The following is a 20,288-nucleotide window of genomic DNA, read 5'->3' as shown; positions in this document are numbered from 1 at the left end:
GAATGTAAACTTCACACACTGGCCGTTTAAACCGACAAATATGCGGCAACTTGTTGTTCATCAACCTCGTCACGCTGAACGTCGTGAACGATTTGTCCTTTCTCTATCACCAATATTCGGTCTGCCACATCAAGGGCAAAACTTAATACTTGTTCCGATACCACTATCGACAAACCACGCTGGTCGCGGATTTGCTTTAGTGTTTTGGCCATGTCTTTAATGATGGAAGGCTGAATTCCCTCGGTAGGTTCGTCTAACAGCAATACGCTGGGGTTGCTGGCTAGCGCTCTGGCTATCGCTAACTGTTGCTGCTGCCCACCCGATAAATTGCCGCCTCGGCGATGACGCATCTCCCATAACACCGGGAAAATACTGTATAAGTCATCGGGGATTTTGCTGGAGCCAATACTGGTTAAACCTGTTTCTATGTTCTCTTGCACCGTCATAGTGGAAAAAATCATTCGCCCTTGCGGCACAAAGCCAAGGCCAGAAGCCACTCGTTGATGACTTTTTTGCTCACTTAGCGATGTTCCCTCTAGCTTTACTTCACCAGAACGGCTTGGAATCATGCCAATCAAAGACTTCATCAAGGTGGTTTTACCCATACCATTTCGACCAAGAATCGCCACAATTTCGTTCTTCTTCAGGCTAAAGTTCATTCCTGATATCACTTCACTTTGACCATAAGCCACGTGGTAATCTGTTAGTTCCAACATCGCCTTCTCCTTAATGGCCTAAGTAAACTTCAATAACTTTGGGATCGTTCTTCACCCGCTGCATCGAGCCTTCAGATAGCACCTTTCCCTGGTGCAACACGGTCACCCGATCTGCAATGTCTTCGACAAATTGCATATCATGTTCAATCACCAATACCGAACGCTGTTTAGTGATGCTTTGTAGCAACTCTGCAGTTTGCTTGCGCTCGGCCACTGACATGCCCGCTACTGGCTCATCAAGCATCAATAGTTCAGGGTCTTGAATCAGTAACATGCCTATTTCTAACCATTGTTTTTGGCCATGGCTGAGTAAGTCGGCTTGGTCGTGAAGCTTGTCGGTGAGAAACACCATTTCTGCAATTTCTAGAATCTTGTCTTGTACTTCCTGGTCACGTTTAAAGGTTAAAGCACCCCAAACGTTACGCCCCCGCGGGTAAGATATTTCTAGGTTTTCAAATACGCTTAGGTCTTCGTATATCGATGGTGTTTGAAATTTTCGCCCAACCCCTGCGTGCACAATTTGGTGCTCTTTAAGCCTGGTCAGTTCCTTTTTCTTAAATTTTATTGAGCCTTCAGTGGCTTTAGTTCGGCCACAGATAAGGTCTAATACCGTAGTTTTACCCGCGCCATTGGGGCCAATAATGACTCTGATTTCTTGCTCTTCTACATATAAAGACAAATCATCTACCGCTTTAAATCCGTCAAAGGACACCGTTAAGCCCTCAACACTTAGTACAAAGTCTTTGTCGCTAGTTTTTTGATTAAGCTGGGACATTGCGGCTCTCCTCAAGTGATGATGACAGGCTAGACGTCACAGGTTCTTTAGCTGGAGTGGTGGTTTTTTCTGGGATTGGCGCTGGCGGAGTTAGCCCCACTTTTTCACGATTAATAAAGTGCTTAAACCAAGGTTGAATGTAGGTTTGATACAAGCCAGCTAAGCCGTCTGGAAACGCCAATACCACGCCAATAAACAGCGCTCCCATGGCAAATAACCACAGCTCGGGAAAAGACTCTGAGAAGCTGGTTTTGGCTAAGTTAACCAATAAAGTGCCGTATACTGCGCCCAACAGCGACAAACGTCCGCCTACCGCACAAAAGATCACCATTTCAATCGACGGCACGATGCCCACAAACGAAGGCGACATAAAGCCCACCTGCAGAGTAAACATTGCGCCACCAATAGCCGCAAATGCTGCGCCTATACAAAAAACAAAGATTTTGAAGCTTGCTACGTTGTAGCCAGAAAAGCGCACTCGGTCTTCTTTCTCGCGCATCGCCACCAGCAAACGACCTAACTTACAGCGTTTGATATACAAGGCTGCAAACAAGCACGCAAATAGCAAAGCAACGTTCACGAAGTAAAGAAGATACTGAGCAGACTCGGTACGAATGTCCCAACCTACAAAGGTGCGTAAATCGGTAATGCCGTTTACCCCACCGGTATACCCTTGCTGGCCAATAATCAAAATGGTGAGAATGGCGGCAATCGCTTGAGTAATAATGGCGAAGTACACGCCACCCACCCGTCGTGTGAACATCGCAACACCGATGATAAAAGCAAATATCACCGGCACCGCAATCACCGCCAATAAGGTAAAGCTTAAGCTATGGAAGGGCTGCCAAAACCAAGGCAACTCGGTGAGCTGATTCCAATCCATAAAATCTGGAATACCAGGGGTAGACTGAATGGCAGTGGCTTCTGGGTTCGAGGCCTCCAGCTTCAAAAACATCGCCATGCAATACCCACCTAAACCAAAGAATACCCCTTGGCCTAGACTTAAAATGCCGCCGCATCCCCAGCACAACACCAAGCCAATCGCGACAAAAGCGTAGGTAAGGTATTTGCCGATTAAATTCAGCCGGAAAATATCTAATGCCAAAGGTAAAACAACTAATAAGATTACAGCCAATAACAGGTACTTCCACCAATCTACTGGGCTACTATTCTGCGCAGGCGCAGCACTAATTTGTGATGACATCATCATTCTCCCTAACGACGAACCTTGAGCGAAAACAAACCTTGTGGGCGTAGCATTAAAATGCCGACCACGGTCAATAAGGTGAGAACTTTAGCCATAGAACCACTAAGGAAAAATTCCATGGTGGATTGAGCTTGTGAGATGGTAAAGGCAGAGGCTACTGTGCCAAGTAAGCTAGAAGCGCCACCAAATACCACCACTAAAAAGGTATCTACAATGTACAATTGCCCGGCGGTTGGTCCGGTAGAACCCACCATGGTAAAGGCCGAGCCAGCGACGCCTGCAATACCGCAACCCAAAGCAAAGGTATAGCGATCCACCTTCTCGGTATTAATGCCTACAGCACCTGCCATAGCGCGGTTTTGTACTACTGCGCGGGTTTGTTTACCCAAGCGTGATTTTTGCATCAACAAGTAAACGCCAATGGTAATAAAGATGGTGAGCACCATGACAAATATGCCGTTAATCGGCACTTCAATAATGTCGGTGATGGCGTAAGATCCCATTAACCAATCAGGTAAACTCACCCCTACTTCCCTGGCACCAAATACGGTGCGGTAAAGTTGCTGCAAAATCAGGCTTAAGCCCCACGTTGCTAATAAGGTATCTAAAGGGCGCTTGTACAAATGGCGAATCATTGCCCACTCCACAAAAGCGCCTAAGGCTCCGGTGACCACAAAAGCCAGCAACATGGCAATAAAGAAGTAGCCGTCAAATAAGCTAGGTAAATAGGCGCTAAATAGCTGAGAGGTAAGGTAAGTGATGTAAGCACCGAGAATCATAAATTCGCCGTGCGCCATATTAATCACACCCATTTGGCCGAATATAATGGCCAAACCTAAAGCCATAAGAACAAATACAGAAAATAAAATTAGACCGGCAAATCCCTGCATGGCGAAAATGGCGGTAAGCTCAGAGCTGGTATAATCGGCAAACATCTTGTGTTCCTCATTAAAGCTATAGAAAAGGAAGGTGACCTAGCGAACTAGGTCACAACACGTGGTTACTGATAACCTTTAGGGAATGGGTTTGGCTCAATCAGGTCTTCTGTTTCATACACCACTTCATACTGGCCATTCGGTAAGGCATGACCGATACGTGTTTTAGACCATAAGTGATGGTTTTCATGAACCTTCACGTAGCCTTCTGGTGCAGTGGTAAGTTCAAGATTTGGTGACGCCGCGCGTACTTTATCAATATCAAACGAGCCGGCTTTTTCTACTGCGGCTTTCCATAACCATGGGCCTAAGTAAGCCGCCTGTGTTACATCACCAATTACGATGTCATCACCCCAGCGCTTCTTAAAGGCAGCAACAAACTCTTGGTTATTTGTGTTAGTCAGGCTTTGGAAGTACTTCATCGCCGCGTAAGCGCCTTGCATGTTTTCGCCACCAATGCCTAAGATTTCATCTTCGGTAACTGAGATAGTCAGAACCAATGGTTTCTCTTTGGTCATATCAATGCCAGCCGCTTTAAGTTGCTTGTAAAAAGCCACGTTAGAGCCACCCACAACAATCGCGTAGATAACATCAGGTTTTTTCAATTTGATTTTGTTGATAACAGAGTTAAATGAGGTGTGACCTAGCGGGTAGTACTCTTCGCCAACTACCTTAAGGCCTAAATTGTCAATGTGCTTACGAGCAATTTTATTAGAGGTACGCGGCCAAATATAATCTGAACCTAACAAGAAAAAGCTTTTAGCATCTTTGGTCTTGGTTACCCAATCGATACCAGAAATGATCTGCTGAGTGGCTTCTTGACCCGTGTAAATAACATTCGGTGACTGCTCCAAGCCCTCATAGAATGTAGGGTAATAAAGCATGCCGTTGTATTGTTCAAACACTGGCAGTACCGCTTTGCGCGATGCTGATGTCCAACAACCAAATACCGCAGCGGCCTTATCTTTTACTAATAGTTTTTTAGATTTTTCAGCAAAGGTTGGCCAGTCACTAGCGCCATCTTCTTGCACATATTCAATTTGACGACCCAGTACGCCACCCATAGCGTTAATCTGTTCAATCGCCAACATCTCTGCTTGTACCGAACCCGTCTCACTAATGGCCATGGTGCCAGTGATGGAATGTAAGATACCTACCTTCACAGTATCGTCGGTCACCGCTAAACCGGTGGTATTCACATCGGCGGTGCTCATGGCAGCGGCTAAGCTTAGCTGTGACACCAACATAGCTGCTGGTAATGCCATCATTCCTTTTAAAATATTCCGGCGTAGCGAATTGCTTAAGCCTGATTTGTTTGATTTTTGCATAGTGGTATCCCTGCTGAGTGTGTAAGACAAAGTGTCCATACTTGCTGACTACCATTTTGCAAAAATCAGCTACACAGCAAAATTAGCCAATTGCTCTAGCCCACTACGTCATTTGACGCATAGCCACAATGCAACGATTGATTTAGGGTCAAGACTCATTAGCGCATGCTGATAACAAGCCATCCCCATATTCTCAACCTATCAATAACATACTGATTCTATTGATATTTATGACATTATCGTGGAGATAATTCGGCGTGATTAATGCTTACTTCTGGCTAAGCCAATAAAAGGAAGGCGCGTAAACCATGAAGGATCAGCACGTATTTAAGGCGAGGCGAAACTACAACCGCTGGGTCGCCAATCAAACCTTGGAAGATTATGCGCTGAGATTTACCTCTAAAAGCGCTAGGCAATGGTCAGTTGCTCGCGTCTCTAATACCGCCTTAGGCGCTATCTCTTTTCTTGCCTTAGAAGCAATAGGCGGAGCGTTAATGCTCAGCTATGGGTTTAGCAACTCACTCGCCGCAATCTTAGTCGTTTCTGCCATTATCTTTTTTTGCGGTATGCCTATTTCTTACTACGCGGCACGTTACGGCGTAGACATCGATTTACTCACCCGGGGCGCGGGCTTTGGCTACATTGGTTCTACCATTACCTCGCTAATCTACGCCTCTTTTACCTTTATCTTTTTTGCCATTGAAGCGGCGATAATGGCCTCAGCCTTAGAACTACTATTTAATATTCCTCTAAGCATTGGTTACTTAATTAGCGCGATCGTTGTTATTCCTTTAGTCACCCACGGCATCACGTTTATTAGCCGCTTTCAATTGTGGAGCCAGCCCCTGTGGCTAATATTACAAATCACTCCTTTTGTATTTATTTTATGGCACGAATCAAGCGCCATCGACAACTGGTTACAATACCAAGGCGCTCAGGAAAGCGATGCAACCGGCCCATTTAACCTGCATCTATTTGGTGCAGCATCGGGAATATTGTTCTCTTTAATGGCGCAAATTGGCGAACAAGTCGACTTTTTACGCTTTATGCCAGAGGCCAACAAAAAACATCGAGCATGTTGGTGGTTAGCATTACTCTCGGCCGGTCCCGGTTGGATAATTGTCGGCGCGGTGAAAATTTTACTGGGATCATTTTTAGTGGTGTTAGCGATTAACGCAGGGGTGAGCCAAGATGTGGCCGGTGACCCGATTCAAATGTACCAAGTGGCATTTTCATATATGACGCAGTCACCGCTGGTTGCCCTATCGCTTGCCGGTATTTTCGTACTGGTTTGTCAGCTAAAAATTAACGTTACCAATGCTTATGCTGGCTCTATTGCTTGGTCTAACTTTTTTTCGCGCTTAACCCATAGCCACCCAGGGCGAGTGGTTTGGCTGGTGTTTAATGTCATCATCGCGCTGCTTATTATGGAGCTGGGTATCTACTCGGCCATCGAAGATATTCTAGGTATCTACTCTAACGTGGCCGTGGCTTGGGTAGGTGCGCTGGTTGCCGATTTGATCATCAATAAACCCTTGGGTTTAAGCCCTAAACATATTGAGTTTAAGCGCGCTCACCTCTACGACATTAATCCGGTTGGGGTAGGTGCCATGGTATTTGCCTCGTTTGCCGGAATATATTGTTATACCGGCAACCTCGGCGATACCGCCCAAGCGCTAGCGCCGTTTATCGGTTTGGGCTGTGCATTTGTTTGCTCGCCCATTATTGCTGTGCTCACCCAAGGGCGCTATTACCTGGCTAGGGAGTCCACACTACCTAATACAATCCAAGGTGAGTGTACGGTTTGCCAAAATAGCTTTGAGATTGAGGATTTAGCCAGTTGCCCAGCCTACGGTGGAGCAATTTGTTCTTTGTGTTGCACCTTAGACGCGCGCTGTCATGATCAGTGCAAAACCAACGCCCGATTTGGCCAGCAATTAAGTCAGTTTGTAGCCTTAATTCTCCCTAAATCTGTCTCGTCGTTAATGAATACTCGCTTGTTGCACTTTTCTGGTTTGATGGCGCTAATCGCCATGCTTATCGCGAGTTTGTTTTATCTGGTGTACGCACGAATACCAGGAAGCGAAGTAGCCACCAAAGCTGCTATTTCAGCCACCTTAAGCCATATATTCTTTTTATTAATGATCATTATGGGGGTGTTGGTGTGGCTGTTTGTATTGGCCAACGACAGCCGCCAGTTTGCGTTAGATGAATCGCAGCGCCAAACCCAGTTACTCAGCCAAGAAATCTCTGCCCACGAAGCCACTGACCAAGCCCTACAGCAAGCTAAAGAAACCGCGGAATCGGCTAACCATGCCAAAAGCCGCTATCTCACCGGCATTAGTCACGAGTTAAGAACACCGCTAAATTCAGTCTTGGGTTATGCCCAGTTATTAGAAAAAGCCCCCACCTTGGCTAACGAACATGTGGCTAAAGTTTCCTTAATCAAACGCAGTGGCGAGCACTTGGCCGACATTATCGAAGGCTTATTGGACATCTCAAGAATTGAAGCGGGTAAGCTTGAACTGCAGCGAGACCAAGTGGAAATAGGTGCCTTACTCAACGATTTGGTCGATATGTTTAGCTTACAAGCCAAGAATAAAGGCATTAGTTTTAGCTACCAACCGAGCCCTTATCTACCTCATTGGGTAGTGGCAGATGAAACCCACTTACGGCAAATTTTAATCAACCTACTATCCAACGCGGTAAAATTTACCCAGCAAGGTGAAGTCTCGCTAAAAGTGCATTATCGCAATCAAGTGGCCGAATTTACCATTAGTGATACCGGTGTTGGCATAAGTGAACAAGACCAAGAACGGGTCTTCAAACCCTTTGAGCGAGTACGTAGCGGTGGCTCAGTTCAGGCTCAAGGAACGGGCCTTGGTTTAACCATAACCCAATTGCTCACCGAAATAATGGGTGGCAATATCAACCTCACTAGCGAGCCTGGAAAAGGCAGCGTATTTAAATTGAGTCTGATGCTCTCAAGCATTGAAAAAGCCCCAAGCCAAGCGCCAACCTTAGGTAAAATAGAATCCATAGATGGGCCAAGTAAAACCGTTATGGTAGTAGACGATGACCCCAACCATCGAAACTTAGTGCTACAAATTCTCCAGCCTTTGGGCTTTAGCGTGTTAGAGGCCAGTGATGCCATTGACTGTTTAAGTGCTCTAGAACACAACAAGGTTGATTTGTTTCTATTAGACATCTCCATGCCCGTGATGAGTGGTTGGCAATTACTGGCTGAGTTGCGTAAACAAGCGGTAGAATCACCCATTATTATGGTGTCGGCGAATGCTAATGAACCCTCGTTTTTAGACGCAGGGATCCGCCATGTTGAACAAGCTCTTCACAATGACTATTTAGCCAAGCCAATACGTTACAACGCGCTACTTGAGAAAATAGCCAAAGCCTTAGCCATTACTTGGCGATTTAGCCCAATAACGCCGCCAACACCACCTCAACCCTCTTCGCTAGTGGCAAATACAGCGCCAACGATCAATCAACATCAGCGAGAACAGCTAAACGAAATTAACCAGATGGCGCAACTGGGTTTTGTACAAGGCATTGAGCAAGGTTTGCAGCACTTAGAGTGTGACCCAAAGCTTTTAGTCATTACCCAGCAGTTCAGACAAGACTTAAGTCAATTTCAGTTTTCTAAAATAAGCATGGCTTGCGAACAGCTCATGAAAAAGGAGGATTTATCATGAACACGGCAAGCTCGAAAGGCGTTATTTTAGTGGTAGACGACTCGGCCGAATCTTTAGCTATGTTAAACACCGCCCTCAACGAACAAGGTTATACGGTACTCATTGCCATGGATGGACAGCAGGCCCTAGATATTAGCCTACGGATTAATCCAGATTTGGTGCTCATGGATGCCTTAATGCCCAACATGGACGGTTTTGAAGCCTGCCAACTGCTTAAACAAGATAGCGATTTTAGCGATATCCCAGTGATATTTATGACCGGTTTGAGCGACAGCGAATCAATGATTAAGGGCTTAGAATCAGGCGGTGTCGACTATATCCATAAACCCATAAAGCTCGATGAGTTATTCGCGCGAATAAAAGTTCACCTTAGTAATGCGCGCCTCACTCGCAGCGCTCACGGCGCTTTAGATGAGTTAGGCCAGGCCACCTTCACCATCAACAATAAAGCAGCTGTTATTTGGCGTAGCTCTAAAGCGGCCGCGCTTTTCAGCTCAATAAGCATAGAGCTTAATCAAAACCTTGAATTACTCACCCAACAACTAAAAACGTGGCTTATGCATAAGCCAGAGAAACATTCGATATTGTCGCTAGCAAAACTAGATAGGCCGCTGCAGATCCGCTATCTAGGGCAATCATCCCCCGGAGAACACTTACTGCGATTAGTCGACAACGACGAGCACAGCATGCGCGATTCACTGCGCCAACGCTTTGCCTTAACTGAACGTGAGTCTGAAGTGCTGTTTTGGTTAGCGCGAGGAAAAACCAATCGAGAAATAGCCCAAATATTGGATATGAGCCCGCGTACCGTCAATAAACACCTTGAAGCTATATTTCAAAAGTTAGCCGTAGAGAACCGAACCAGTGCAACGGCAGTTTGCTTGGCCTATTTAAATGAAATATAAGCTAATGAATTAACGCATTTTACAATAGTTATTGTACCTGAACCGAGTAAGTTGGCTCGGGTAAGTGTAAACAATAGCTAACTGCAAATAAGGCTTTTCTGATGAATCCACGCCTTAGTCCTCCTGCTTAATTGTATAAAAAAGCTTATTGCCACTAGGATTAACAGCTAGCGAGGAGGCTTTATGAAGATTTCTCAAATCCGCATAGAACACACTGCAGGACAGGCTATTTTACGTGCCGACTGCGCGGGTTTTGACTTGTGGTATAAGTTTCCAGAGCAGTACCCTCCGGCCTTAAGTGCTGACCCCTTTATTGCAGCCTGCTTGCTAATAAGCATGGCCAAGAATCAAGATTTACAACTAGAAGATAGCGCCAACTACTCACCCACTTTGCTGAATAACCTAGAGCAACTGCAACATATTTTTAGCCACTGGCAGCCCTACCTTAAGCATCAACTGAATACTATTAAAGTAAACGGCGGTGTCGCGAAAGAGCCGGCTAACGCTAACAACGACACGGTGTCTTTTTTTTCTGGTGGTATAGATGGGAGTTACACCTTTAACCAAAAACAGCAGCAGATAGACTACCTATTGTTTGCTAAAGGCATTGATATGCAGCTTTCCAGCGATAACTTGTATCAACAAGCCTTTAACTGCAACAAGCAATATTTGGCAAGTAAAGGCAAACAACTAGTCCCCTGCGAAACCAATGTGCGTTTTTTAGGTTATCACCACCAGCTGAATTGGGGAGTGTGTTTTGGCGGCGGTTTATCGAGCATTGCTTTAGCCTTGGGCGTGAAAAAATGCTTTATCGCGTCTGGGTTAACCTATGAAAACAATATTCCAGAGGGATCTAATTACATCACCGATCATTTATGGAGTAATCACCATACTCAAATAGAACACCATGGTGCAGCTTGTAAAAGAATCGACAAACTAAAGGTGCTAAGCCAAGACCCTGACTACCTAAACATACTGCGAGTATGCTGGCACGATCATGGTTATAACTGCGGTGAATGCGAAAAATGCCTACGTACCATGAGCAGCTTGCGAGCACTCGGCATAGAGTGCGACACCTTTCCTAAACTTAGCGACCAAAAAATCAAGCAACACCTACGACCACTAAAATTGTATAACGTGCATGATGTGCAGTTTCTTGAAGAAAACATCGAGCAGGCAAAGCTGGCCCACGACAAGGTATTAACCGAAGCCCTTGAGCATATAAAGCGAGACTTTCAACTACGAGAACTGGCCAATCAATTTGATGACTTAGTGCTTCACGGCTACGCCCACAAACTAAAACAACTCGTTAAAAAGCACTAGTCCGCCTTATGCGAATTCATCAACTTAACCTAGAAAAGCACCGTCATTACAATAAACTCTCAGCCATGCTTGGGCCTTTTCCCTTATGGTTTAAGAGCAGCCCCGATTTGGTTTTGGCGGGGAACGATGCCAGCCCATTTATTTGTTCAGCCTTAGCCCCGGCGATGTTTTTGGGTGAAGATATAGTGGTAGATAGGCAGTATTACGTATCCGCAACCTTGCTAGAAAACTTGCAGAAAATCCAAACTATCATGCATGCTTGGAACCCCATTTTTAAGATGATCAATATTCAAGCCACCGCTCAAAGCTTTAAATCGTCAAATAAACAGTTGGGCCATAGCGTATTTTTTTCTGGCGGCGTAGACGGCACCTATTCGTTGATTCAGCATCTAAACCAGCTAGAGAATCTTATTCTGATAAACGGCTTTGATTTCAGCATGGACAAAACCACGTGGCGCAATATGGTGGCGCGCTGTCAGAAAACGGCTCACATCTTCGACAAGCGATTGATTTGTGTTGAAAGCAATTTGAAGGAGTTTACTGGCTGGACCCGTTTAGCGCGTTTCGCTAATTTTGGCGCCTCGCTGGCCAGCGTGGCACTGCTGCTTAACCCTAAAAGTGCTTTGTGCAGCGCAGCGGTTACTTATGATGCAGTGCACCCATCAAACGGCCACCCATTGGTAGATCCACTCTGGTCATCGGAGTCCTGTGAGTTATCACATGTGGGTTTAGAAGCAGATCGAGCAAAGAAAATCGCTGCCATCAAACACTACCCCGATGCCTTGCACAACTTATGGGTATGCTGGAAAGATCCAAACTGCAATTGCGGGCGCTGCTCCAAATGTTATCGAACTCATATGGCGATGCAGCTCAACAATATTACTAATTTTAAATTCTCTGAACCAATTACTACCTCAGACTTAAAACAACTATCACCTAAGAGTGAAGAAGACTTGTCGTTTTATGAGTATCTTTACCAGCTGGCTATGACTAAGCAAAACAAGTTTCTCAGCCGCGTATTAAAACAAATAATATGGCGTTACCGCAGCAAGCAATTCCTTCGTGAAACCGACCGTTTATTGCTTAACGCTAGTTGGGCTAAATGGCGACGAGGCAGGCTTTCTATCAACCAACTTGCTGATGTGAGCGTATTCCCTAAATACAGCGACCAGCGCCAACTCAAGGACTTGCAGCAACAACTTAAACAACAAAACAGTTTTATCTCTACTTCACAGCTAGGCAGTATTTTCGATTAGCGTATTGTTAAACCGCTACTGTCGCTTTTGAAAATAATTGAACCACAAAAAAGCCGACCCTGAGGCCGGCTAAGAATGAACCTATCAGATTACTTAGCGATTAAGTCTTTATAAGCAATGGTTTTACCTTGTGGCTTCTCGTTGGCTAATTTGGCTTTAGGTGAGCCAGGTTGGCTTAACCAGTAAGAGGCGTCTTGCTTAGGATTAAGCTTAGGCCCACATTCTCCTTGCGCGCCACTACGCTCTAAGCGAGTTAACACTTTGTCTTGTGCTGCGGCTAAACCATCCATCGCTTCTTGAGGTGTTTTCTCACCGCTGGCCGCTTCTGCTACGTATTGCCACCATAGTTGAGCCAGTTTTGGATAGTCTGGTACGTTAGTTCCTGTTGGCGTCCACTGAACTCGTGCATCACTGCGATAGAACTCCACTAAGCCATCCTAGCCCCCCGATGAAGTTGCTTACAGCCTCGTGACTTTACCCTCTTGGCTTTGTTTTGAGCGAGATAACGAGCTCGGCCCTTGACCATGTTGTCGAGCATCAAAAGTATAAACCGAGGTCGACTCTCCAGCGTAGTCAACGATGACTTCATAACAAGGAAAATACTGGTGTTCCGCAGCGACAGACACCTTCAGTTGACCATGCTCCCAATTGAAGCTCACTTCAAACAGCGCGTGAACAGAGCCAAGACCAATTCGGTCAACTACGGCGGTAAACACATCTTTTAAGGGCAACTCAAAGTCCACATAATCGCCTAACTTTATGGTGCTCTTCATTTCGCCAAAACTCGCGCCATCGTAAGGTGCGTATGGCCGCGCCCCTAACACTGCCAAAGTCAAAATCCTTCCATTGGCCCCTAGCTCTAGCAGCGATTTATCGCCAAGATTAACGTCGGTTTTATCGAAAACTGTCGCATCAGTCTCCTTACCTTCAGCCCACCAAACGTCACCAACATTCCCCGTAGAATCTAACTGCGTATATAAGCCTGGAGTTCCAAAGGCCTTATTTTGTTCTGTCACTTGCCTAATTTCGCCCGTCGCCCTATTCAACTTAACTTGGACGCTCAACTCGAACATGGAGCCGATCCCCTGAGCATCACCTTCGCTAAACTCTCGGTCATCGCCTTCAAAGCGGAATATTGCCCGTAACAAATCGGCGCACTCAGTGTTGCCAAGCTCACTTTTAGCTACCGCTTTATCCCAGCCCTCACTGATCAACGTCGTAATAAAGTCTTTCATATCGACCAAAGTGCTCGCCACGGAAGTGACTGACATTTCGTTTATATCAAAGGCGTTTGACAGAGCCCATAACTGGCTGGGTACAAAGCCTCTCAGCGTGACATTCACGATTTCCGTTTGTGTTCCACCATGCCCAGAACCACCACTGCTGCCGCCACTCCCTCCAGAGCCACCACCTGAAGAGCTTCCCGCCCCGGCATTTGCGCCTGCACTAGCACCGGTAGCAACGTTAGTTTCATTGTTCGCGGCATTGTCATTTTGGTTATGATTATTATTTTGACTAGAGTTCTCACCATTAAAGGCATTTTGATTACTGTTATTAATTCCCAACCCCTGGTTAATTCCCGCTCCCGCTTCTGTCACATTGCTAGGATTGGCTATTGGACCAGATGGCTTGGAGTTAACACTGGCCAACACATCGGATACTTGTTGACCTAGCGAAACCGCACTATTTAAAGCATCACTGCGCGCATCGCCCGCCAGTGTTCCAGCGTGTTGTGCGGTTTGCAGTGCCACCTCGGCCAAGGTAGATAAGGTTGAGCTCAATAAGGCACTGCCTGAAGCATCGCGGAATAGTCCTGGCGTGCCCAGTGCGGCTAACGTCGCGGCGGCGGTCTGTGAGTTGGGCAAAGGCGTGGGCGGCATAATGCTGAGATTTCCGTCGGTTACCGTGGCATTCATATCGGAGATACCGCTGTCACGGCTCCCCGCTTGAATGGCGGCTATCTCTGAGGCTGTGTGCGGGATAAGCGAGTCTTGCCAATTGAAATAACGACTGGCATCTATCTTCTCTGCGCTATTCGCCCGCCCTAGTATTGCTTCCCCAAAGACACCGGCCGAAGGAAGATAAATGGTGTCGGTAACGCGCTGTTGGCCAATGAGATCCACAAAGCTGCTACGCAGTGTTCTTAAATAACAGTCGATGCTTGAACGTAAAGGATGAGGCTCGGCAACAGCGGGGCTAATGACGCCCTCTAAGTCATAGTGGGTCACTTTACCCTGATTCAGAAATTCACTATAAAGCTCAAACTTAGTGTCCTGCCAATCCAAGCTAACCTTGTGAAGTGAAATGCTTAGTTCTCCGTCAGGACTAGGCTCTCGGATAAAGCCACTTCCCTGATAACTCGGACCTTGGCCATGCAGTTGTAGGGTAATTTCTGCAATGATGTCATCACTGCTGCGCTCCGCTGAAGACATCAACTCTATTTCTATTTGACAACACTCTCCCTGCTTTCGTACTTTTAAGCGCCCAGATAGTGGCCGATTAAAAGAAGCTTGCTGATCCTTACCGTGAACCGTACTCACAGCTTCACTTAGCACCAAAGATTGCTCTGCCGCTTGTTGTTCCGACTGATGAAGCTTAAGAATGATGAAGTTCTCGGTGAAGCCCACCGGTGTGGCGGAAGCCAACTCCATCAAGGGTAATGGTGGATGAAGTGCCGATTGGATGTGGAGACTTTCTAGCACCGCACTTAACTGCTCGCGTTCAGTCGAAAAAATCAATAAACGCGTAGCAGCATAACGCTGTCGATTAAAAAACAACTCAATCTCTTTAATGTAATCCAAGGGGACAATGCTCGCTTGCTGCTCAAGCGCACTGATCACTTCAGATTTCAAATCAGAAAACAGTACTTTAGAATCCCGAGCAAGCAAAGTATACGGGACGGATAGACTCACCTTAGTTTCGTTCGCTCCCTCATCGACTATTGTCATATCCAATTCAGCTTTGATAAATTGAATATGAGATAAATCCGGGCTACCTGCTACTGGAGGTAAAACAGCCGTCACTTCCAATGAAACTAAGTCATCCAAGCGTATGCGGTCGCGACCACTGAAATCAACATCGCGAGATATTTTAGGCCCGAGTCCCGTCACCCGGTGTTCAACCGAGCTACTGTTACGGTAGATCAAGGCCCAATGACTATCTTCAAGGGTGACAATATGAGCGGTGATCGCGGTAACAGAAAGATCGCTGCTGATATCAATCACTTCTGTCGAATAATCAGGCCGCTCTATGATTGAAGCAAAACGCTGATAGAGCCGTGCTGAATCCTGTTTCACTAAGGCTTGCAATACCCGCCAATGGGCACGGATAAACTCGAAGTCAAAAGTGATGGGGCGATAGGGCAAGTACATGATCGGGGTGTAATCGAGCGTATCTATTTCTACTTGATACTTCTGTAGCACCTCAAAATATTGCACGGTTAAGGCGTGCATATGATTGTAATTGGTAACATTACGGGTAGTGATTTGCTCAGATTCTTGTTGTTCATCAGTCACCACCACCGAAGAGCGAATAGAGCGCATTGATGAGGCGTTTTGCACACTGCGGTCGGTAATGTTCTGCTGCAACTCAGACACCAGTTGCCGAGTAGAGTTGGTCTCGGTTTGCACCACCCCTTCTTGAGCCACATGCGAAAACACTGCAGAGCCCCCTGCCCCGCCAGCGCTGGATAAAATACTGGCAGCAGAGAGGTCTAGATCCATCGGAATACCGGTAAGCTCTTTAAGTGGCAAGGTGCCGCTGGCGTTTCCCCCATCGGAGCGTCCACCTCCGACACCGGCAGACAAACCAGTACCCACCGAGCTGGTAGAGGCCTCGCTATTGGTTTGGCCACGTTGATGCTCCAAAGCCGTAGCTTGAGTCACTTCATCCAGGGCCCGAGTGTGAGTCATGCTATTGCTTAGTTGCTCGTCAATCCGCGTGGTCTCGCCTCTACTAGAGCTTTGTTTGCGATACCAATCAATCACGGCAATATTGCGCGACTCGCCGGGTGCTAGCGCCAACGAATGAATAACCTCGCCTAAATGTGTCCCCATGTTGCGCCAATATTGCTTAAGATGAACAATGTATCCAAGATAGAAACTTAGCGGTGGCTTTTGTTCCATAAGCGCCGACACGCTGTCACTCATTAACAGGCCAGCAAAGCTATTATCAGTAGTTTGAGCATCTATGCGTAACCCTTGCAGTTGATATCTCTGTCCCTTCACGTAGCTAGAGAAGCGAACGCTGCTATGAGTGCTACCAATCATCCCTGGCATTAGTTCATCGGGCGCAGAAGGGGCCTCATCGAAACCTTGTTCTGGTTGCGTTAAATAACGCTGAGCGGCATGATAAAGCCCAAATTCTGCCAGTTCATTAATTGAAACAATACCGAAAAAGCTTTCCAAGATTTGCGCTGACCTAGCGCTTAGTTCGCGCAAGGAATTTGGGGGCAAATAACCAACGGCAGCCACTTCAACTGCAGCAAACTCGTCCTTCAAGTAGGCTGCCCGCTCTATATGGTGATTAATCAAACCTTGGCTATATGCTTTTAGGATCTGGGCATAGTGAACAGGCTTAAAGTGCAATAAATCGCTCACTGAGAAGATATCTATTTGCCGCAGCGCTGCTATATCGCCTTGGCTAATCCCTGGTAGTGACTCCAGTGTAACCAGAGGATCCATCATTCGAGTAAAGCTGGAAGAGCTTGGCATAAGACATATTCCTCTTATCTCGCATAAATACGGGCTGTCATAGAAGTTTAAAAGAGAGCTACAAGACGCCACACGGCTAAGTTGTGAGAATACTGACGAAGGCTAATCAAAAACTAATAGCTGACAAAACCTGAATAAGCCAATAGAAGCAGGCGTTTTGTTAATGAGTTTATCCGCAGGCCTGTAAAAAATGGTGCACAAGCTTGGTAAAGAGCCTCTCAAGAAAAGGGGCTGATACACTTTTTTGCTTTAAGAAGGAAGTTGGCTGAGAATGAAAAGATTGGGAAGGACAAAAATAAAAACTCTATAGAAAAAGAAATAGCAAGACTACAGTTGTGTGAGCCCAACAAAGACAGAAGTAGGCTTATAAAGGCACACGAAGAAAAATAGAAAAAATATACCTAGCAAGCTCAAAAGTGTTGACTCTTATTTAAAACCAAACCTGCTATTTATCCCGACTTAAAAAGCTTACAAAAAGACCCAGCTTGGCTGGGTCTTTTGTTTGAGTCACTTGCTTATTGGGCGATTAAATCTTTATAAGCAATAGTTTTACCCTGTGGCTTCTCGTTGGCTAATTTGGCTTTAGGTGAGCCAGGTTGGTTTAACCAGTAAGAGGCATCTTGCTTAGGATTAAGCTTAGGTCCACATTCTCCTTGCGCGCCACTGCGTTCTAAGCGAGTTAACACTTTGTCTTGGGCTGCGGCTAAACCATCCATCGCTTCTTGAGGTGTTTTCTCACCGCTGGCCGCTTCTGCTACGTATTGCCACCATAGTTGAGCCAGTTTTGGATAGTCTGGTACGTTAGTTCCTGTTGGCGTCCACTGAACTCGTGCATCACTGCGATAGAACTCTACTAAGCCACCGAGTTTAGGTGCGGCATCAGTCATTGCTTGCGAGTTAATATCAGACTCACGAATAGGCGTTAAGCCCACCAAGGTTTTCTTCAATGATACCGATTTAGACACCACAAACTGGGCATACAACCAAGCAGCTTGGCGTCTGTCTAAAGGCGTAGAGTTTAGGAAAGTCCACGAGCCAGTATCTTGATAACCCAGCTTCATGCCCTCTTCCCAGTAAGGGCCACGCGGCGATGGAGCCATACGCCACTTAGGTGTGCCGTCTTCGTTCACTACTGGTAACCCTGGCTTGGTCATATCAGCAGTAAAGGCGGTGTACCAGAATATTTGCTGGGCCACGCTACCTTGAGCAGGTACCGGACCGGCTTCGCCAAAGGTCATGCCGGGGGCTTCTGGTGGCGCGTATTTCTTCAACCATTCAACATACTTTGCGGTAGCATAAACTGCCGCAGGGCCGTTGGTTGCACCGCCGCGCTCTACACTTGAGCCCACAGGGTTACAGCCTTCTACTCGAATGCCCCATTCATCAACCGGCACACCGTTAGGAATGCCTTTGTCGCCCGCACCCGCCATAGACAACCAAGCATCGGTAAAGCGCCAACCGAGTGAAGGATCTTTTTTACCGTAATCCATGTGGCCGTATACACGCTCGCCATCAATGGTTTTTACCTTCTCCGAGAAGAATTCAGCAATGTCTTCATAGGCTGACCAGTTAAGTGGTACCCCTAACTCGTAGCCATATTCAGCTTTAAACTTCTCTTTTAAGTCGGTGCGTTCAAACCAATCGGCACGGAACCAGTAGAGGTTGGCAAACTGTTGGTCTGGCAGTTGATAAATTTTTCCATCTGGGCCGGTGGTAAAACTCAGACCGATAAAGTCTTCTAAATCGAGGGTTGGGAGGGTGACATCTTTACCCTCACCTTTAATAAAATCACTAATAGGCACCACTTTACCGTAACGGAAGTGAGTACCAATTAAATCTGAATCGTTTACGTAGGCATCATAAATATTACGACCCGACTGCATTTGCGTTTGCAGTTTTTCTACTACGTCACCTTCTTGAATCAAGTCATGATTAACCTTGATCCCAGTAATCTCGAAAAACGCCTTGGCTAAGGTCTTACTTTCATATTCATGGGTGGTAATGGTTTCTGAAGCAACATTAATTTCCATACCGCGAAATGGTTTTGCCGCTTCTGTAAACCATGCCATCTCATCCATTTGCTGCTGCTGACTAAGCGTAGAAGGTGTAAATTCATCACCTACCCACTGTTTGGCGGCATCACTGTATTGATCTGCTAAGGCTACGCTACTGCAGCCGGCAATAACCATTGCCACGCTAAGGCGAGCTAGCTTAAACATTGATTTTTTATTGTAGGGCATTTCTTCATTCCTTTTGTTTTTAAAGTGCATGTTGTTTTTTCTACGGCATCTACTGATGCCTTCGCACATCCTTTTTTGCTCTCAAATTGTGTGCAGGTCACCCCCATTTCATCACAATAAACAGCCACACCACCGCTACCGAAAACGGTAACCAAATGCTCAGTTCAGTCATCCCAATAAAACCAAGATGAATAAACGCACTGCTTAATAAACCAATAAACAATCGATCGCCACGGGTGGTAGTGATCGGTAAAAACCCTTTACGTGCCACACAAGGGCTCTTTAATTCCCAGCAAGTCATGGCAAACAAAATGCAGCCAATGCCGGTAAAAAATAATGCTGATGGAGTCGTCCAAGCCATCCAATTCATGCTGTTTCTCCTATACCCGTCCGAGGGCAAAACCTTTCGCCACATGGTTTCTCACAAACCAGATAACCAATACGCCAGGTAAAATGGTTAATACGCCTGCCGCCGCGAGCACGCCCCAATCAATGCCCGAGGCGCTGACGGTGCGAGTCATTACTGCGGCAATGGGCTTCGCGTCTACCGAGGTGAGTGTTCTCGCCAGCAACAGTTCCACCCAACTAAACATGAAACAGAAGAAGGCGGTGACACCAATGCCAGAGCGGATTAGTGGAATGAAGATTTTGGCGAAGAAGCGCGGAAAGCTATAACCGTCGATGTAGGCGGTTTCATCAATTTCTCTTGGTACACCAGACATAAAACCTTCGAGGATCCACACCGCCAACGGCACATTAAATAGGCAGTGCGCCAAGGCCACCGCAATGTGGGTATCGAACAAACCTACCGACGAATAAAGCTGAAAGAAGGGCAGCAAAAATACCGCCGGAGGCGCCATTCGGTTGGTAAGCAGCCAAAAAAACAGGTGCTTGTCGCCGATAAAACGAAATCGCGAGAAGGCATAAGCCGCAGGTAATGCCACCGCTAAGGTAATCACCATGTTTAGCGACACGTAGTAAATTGAATTGACGTAGCCCATGTACCAACTGGCGTCGCTGAAAATAGTGATGTAATTAGCCAACGTGAAATGCTCAGGCCAAAAACTTAAGCCGCCCAAAATTTCCTGATTACTCTTAAACGACATAATCAATAACCAATAAATCGGTAACAGTAGAAACAAGATGTAAGTGCCCATTCCTAGTGTTTTTTTAATGTTCAT

General features: G+C 46.3%; 14 protein-coding genes. 4 read left to right on the top strand and 10 right to left on the bottom strand.

Going from position 1 to position 20,288, the window contains the following annotated elements; all coding sequences use genetic code 11:
* Nucleotides 1-26 precede the first annotated feature (26 nt).
* From urtE to urtA, 5 genes are all read right to left on the bottom strand, one after another.
* Nucleotides 27-716 (bottom strand): urea ABC transporter ATP-binding subunit UrtE, encoded by a 690-nt coding sequence (gene urtE / locus Q4592_RS09960; RefSeq protein WP_137674890.1) that lies wholly within the window; start codon nucleotides 714-716, stop codon nucleotides 27-29.
* 10 nt (nucleotides 717-726) lie between these two features.
* Nucleotides 727-1,491, bottom strand: a complete 765-nt coding sequence (urtD, locus tag Q4592_RS09955) for an urea ABC transporter ATP-binding protein UrtD (protein ID WP_303512414.1) — start codon at nucleotides 1,489-1,491, stop codon at nucleotides 727-729.
* Nucleotides 1,478-2,695 carry an urea ABC transporter permease subunit UrtC gene (urtC, locus tag Q4592_RS09950; RefSeq protein ID WP_303512412.1) on the bottom strand — a complete coding sequence of 406 codons (1,218 nt, stop codon included), beginning with the start codon at nucleotides 2,693-2,695 and terminating at the stop codon, nucleotides 1,478-1,480. The genes urtD and urtC overlap by 14 nt, the downstream gene beginning before the upstream one ends.
* A gap of 11 nt (nucleotides 2,696-2,706) precedes the next feature.
* On the bottom strand, nucleotides 2,707-3,633 hold the full coding sequence (gene urtB / locus Q4592_RS09945; protein ID WP_303512410.1) for an urea ABC transporter permease subunit UrtB: 927 nt from the start codon (nucleotides 3,631-3,633) through the stop codon (nucleotides 2,707-2,709).
* Nucleotides 3,634-3,698: 65 nt separating this feature from the next.
* Nucleotides 3,699-4,961: an urea ABC transporter substrate-binding protein gene (gene urtA / locus Q4592_RS09940; protein ID WP_303512407.1), complete on the bottom strand. Its 1,263-nt coding sequence runs from the start codon at nucleotides 4,959-4,961 to the stop codon at nucleotides 3,699-3,701.
* A gap of 308 nt (nucleotides 4,962-5,269) precedes the next feature.
* On the opposite strand from urtA, the gene Q4592_RS09935 reads away from it, so the two are divergent.
* From Q4592_RS09935 to Q4592_RS09920, 4 genes are all read left to right on the top strand, one after another.
* A complete protein-coding gene (locus Q4592_RS09935) occupies nucleotides 5,270-8,671 on the top strand; it encodes an ATP-binding protein (RefSeq protein ID WP_303512404.1) in 3,402 nt (1,133 codons plus the stop codon).
* Nucleotides 8,668-9,576, top strand: a complete 909-nt coding sequence (locus tag Q4592_RS09930; protein ID WP_303512401.1) for a response regulator — start codon at nucleotides 8,668-8,670, stop codon at nucleotides 9,574-9,576. The genes Q4592_RS09935 and Q4592_RS09930 overlap by 4 nt, the downstream gene beginning before the upstream one ends.
* A gap of 183 nt (nucleotides 9,577-9,759) precedes the next feature.
* Nucleotides 9,760-10,899, top strand: a complete 1,140-nt coding sequence (locus Q4592_RS09925) for a hypothetical protein (RefSeq protein ID WP_303512398.1) — start codon at nucleotides 9,760-9,762, stop codon at nucleotides 10,897-10,899.
* Between the two features lie 8 nt (nucleotides 10,900-10,907).
* Nucleotides 10,908-12,155, top strand: a complete 1,248-nt coding sequence (locus Q4592_RS09920) for a hypothetical protein (RefSeq protein WP_303512395.1) — start codon at nucleotides 10,908-10,910, stop codon at nucleotides 12,153-12,155.
* Between the two features lie 89 nt (nucleotides 12,156-12,244).
* Here the strand turns inward: Q4592_RS09920 and Q4592_RS09915 are convergent, their stop codons facing one another.
* The 5 genes from Q4592_RS09915 to Q4592_RS09895 all read right to left on the bottom strand — a co-directional run bounded on the left by Q4592_RS09915 (nucleotide 12,245) and on the right by Q4592_RS09895 (nucleotide 20,288).
* Nucleotides 12,245-12,583 (bottom strand): hypothetical protein, encoded by a 339-nt coding sequence (locus tag Q4592_RS09915; protein ID WP_303512394.1) that lies wholly within the window; start codon nucleotides 12,581-12,583, stop codon nucleotides 12,245-12,247.
* Nucleotides 12,584-12,613: 30 nt separating this feature from the next.
* Entirely contained in the window at nucleotides 12,614-16,867 is a 4,254-nt protein-coding gene (locus Q4592_RS09910) for a hypothetical protein (RefSeq protein WP_303512391.1), read from the bottom strand.
* A gap of 515 nt (nucleotides 16,868-17,382) precedes the next feature.
* Nucleotides 17,383-19,107: an ABC transporter substrate-binding protein gene (locus Q4592_RS09905; protein WP_303512389.1), complete on the bottom strand. Its 1,725-nt coding sequence runs from the start codon at nucleotides 19,105-19,107 to the stop codon at nucleotides 17,383-17,385.
* 97 nt (nucleotides 19,108-19,204) lie between these two features.
* Nucleotides 19,205-19,477, bottom strand: coding sequence for a DUF2160 domain-containing protein (locus Q4592_RS09900; RefSeq protein ID WP_137674880.1), 273 nt, complete (start codon nucleotides 19,475-19,477; stop codon nucleotides 19,205-19,207).
* 10 nt (nucleotides 19,478-19,487) lie between these two features.
* Nucleotides 19,488-20,288 carry a carbohydrate ABC transporter permease gene (locus tag Q4592_RS09895; RefSeq protein WP_303512387.1) on the bottom strand — a complete coding sequence of 267 codons (801 nt, stop codon included), beginning with the start codon at nucleotides 20,286-20,288 and terminating at the stop codon, nucleotides 19,488-19,490.

Origin of the sequence: Agarivorans sp. 1_MG-2023 (assembly GCF_030548385.1) — a bacterium.
Lineage (GTDB): Bacteria > Pseudomonadota > Gammaproteobacteria > Enterobacterales > Celerinatantimonadaceae > Agarivorans.
This window is presented reverse-complemented; position numbering and strand designations above follow the sequence as displayed.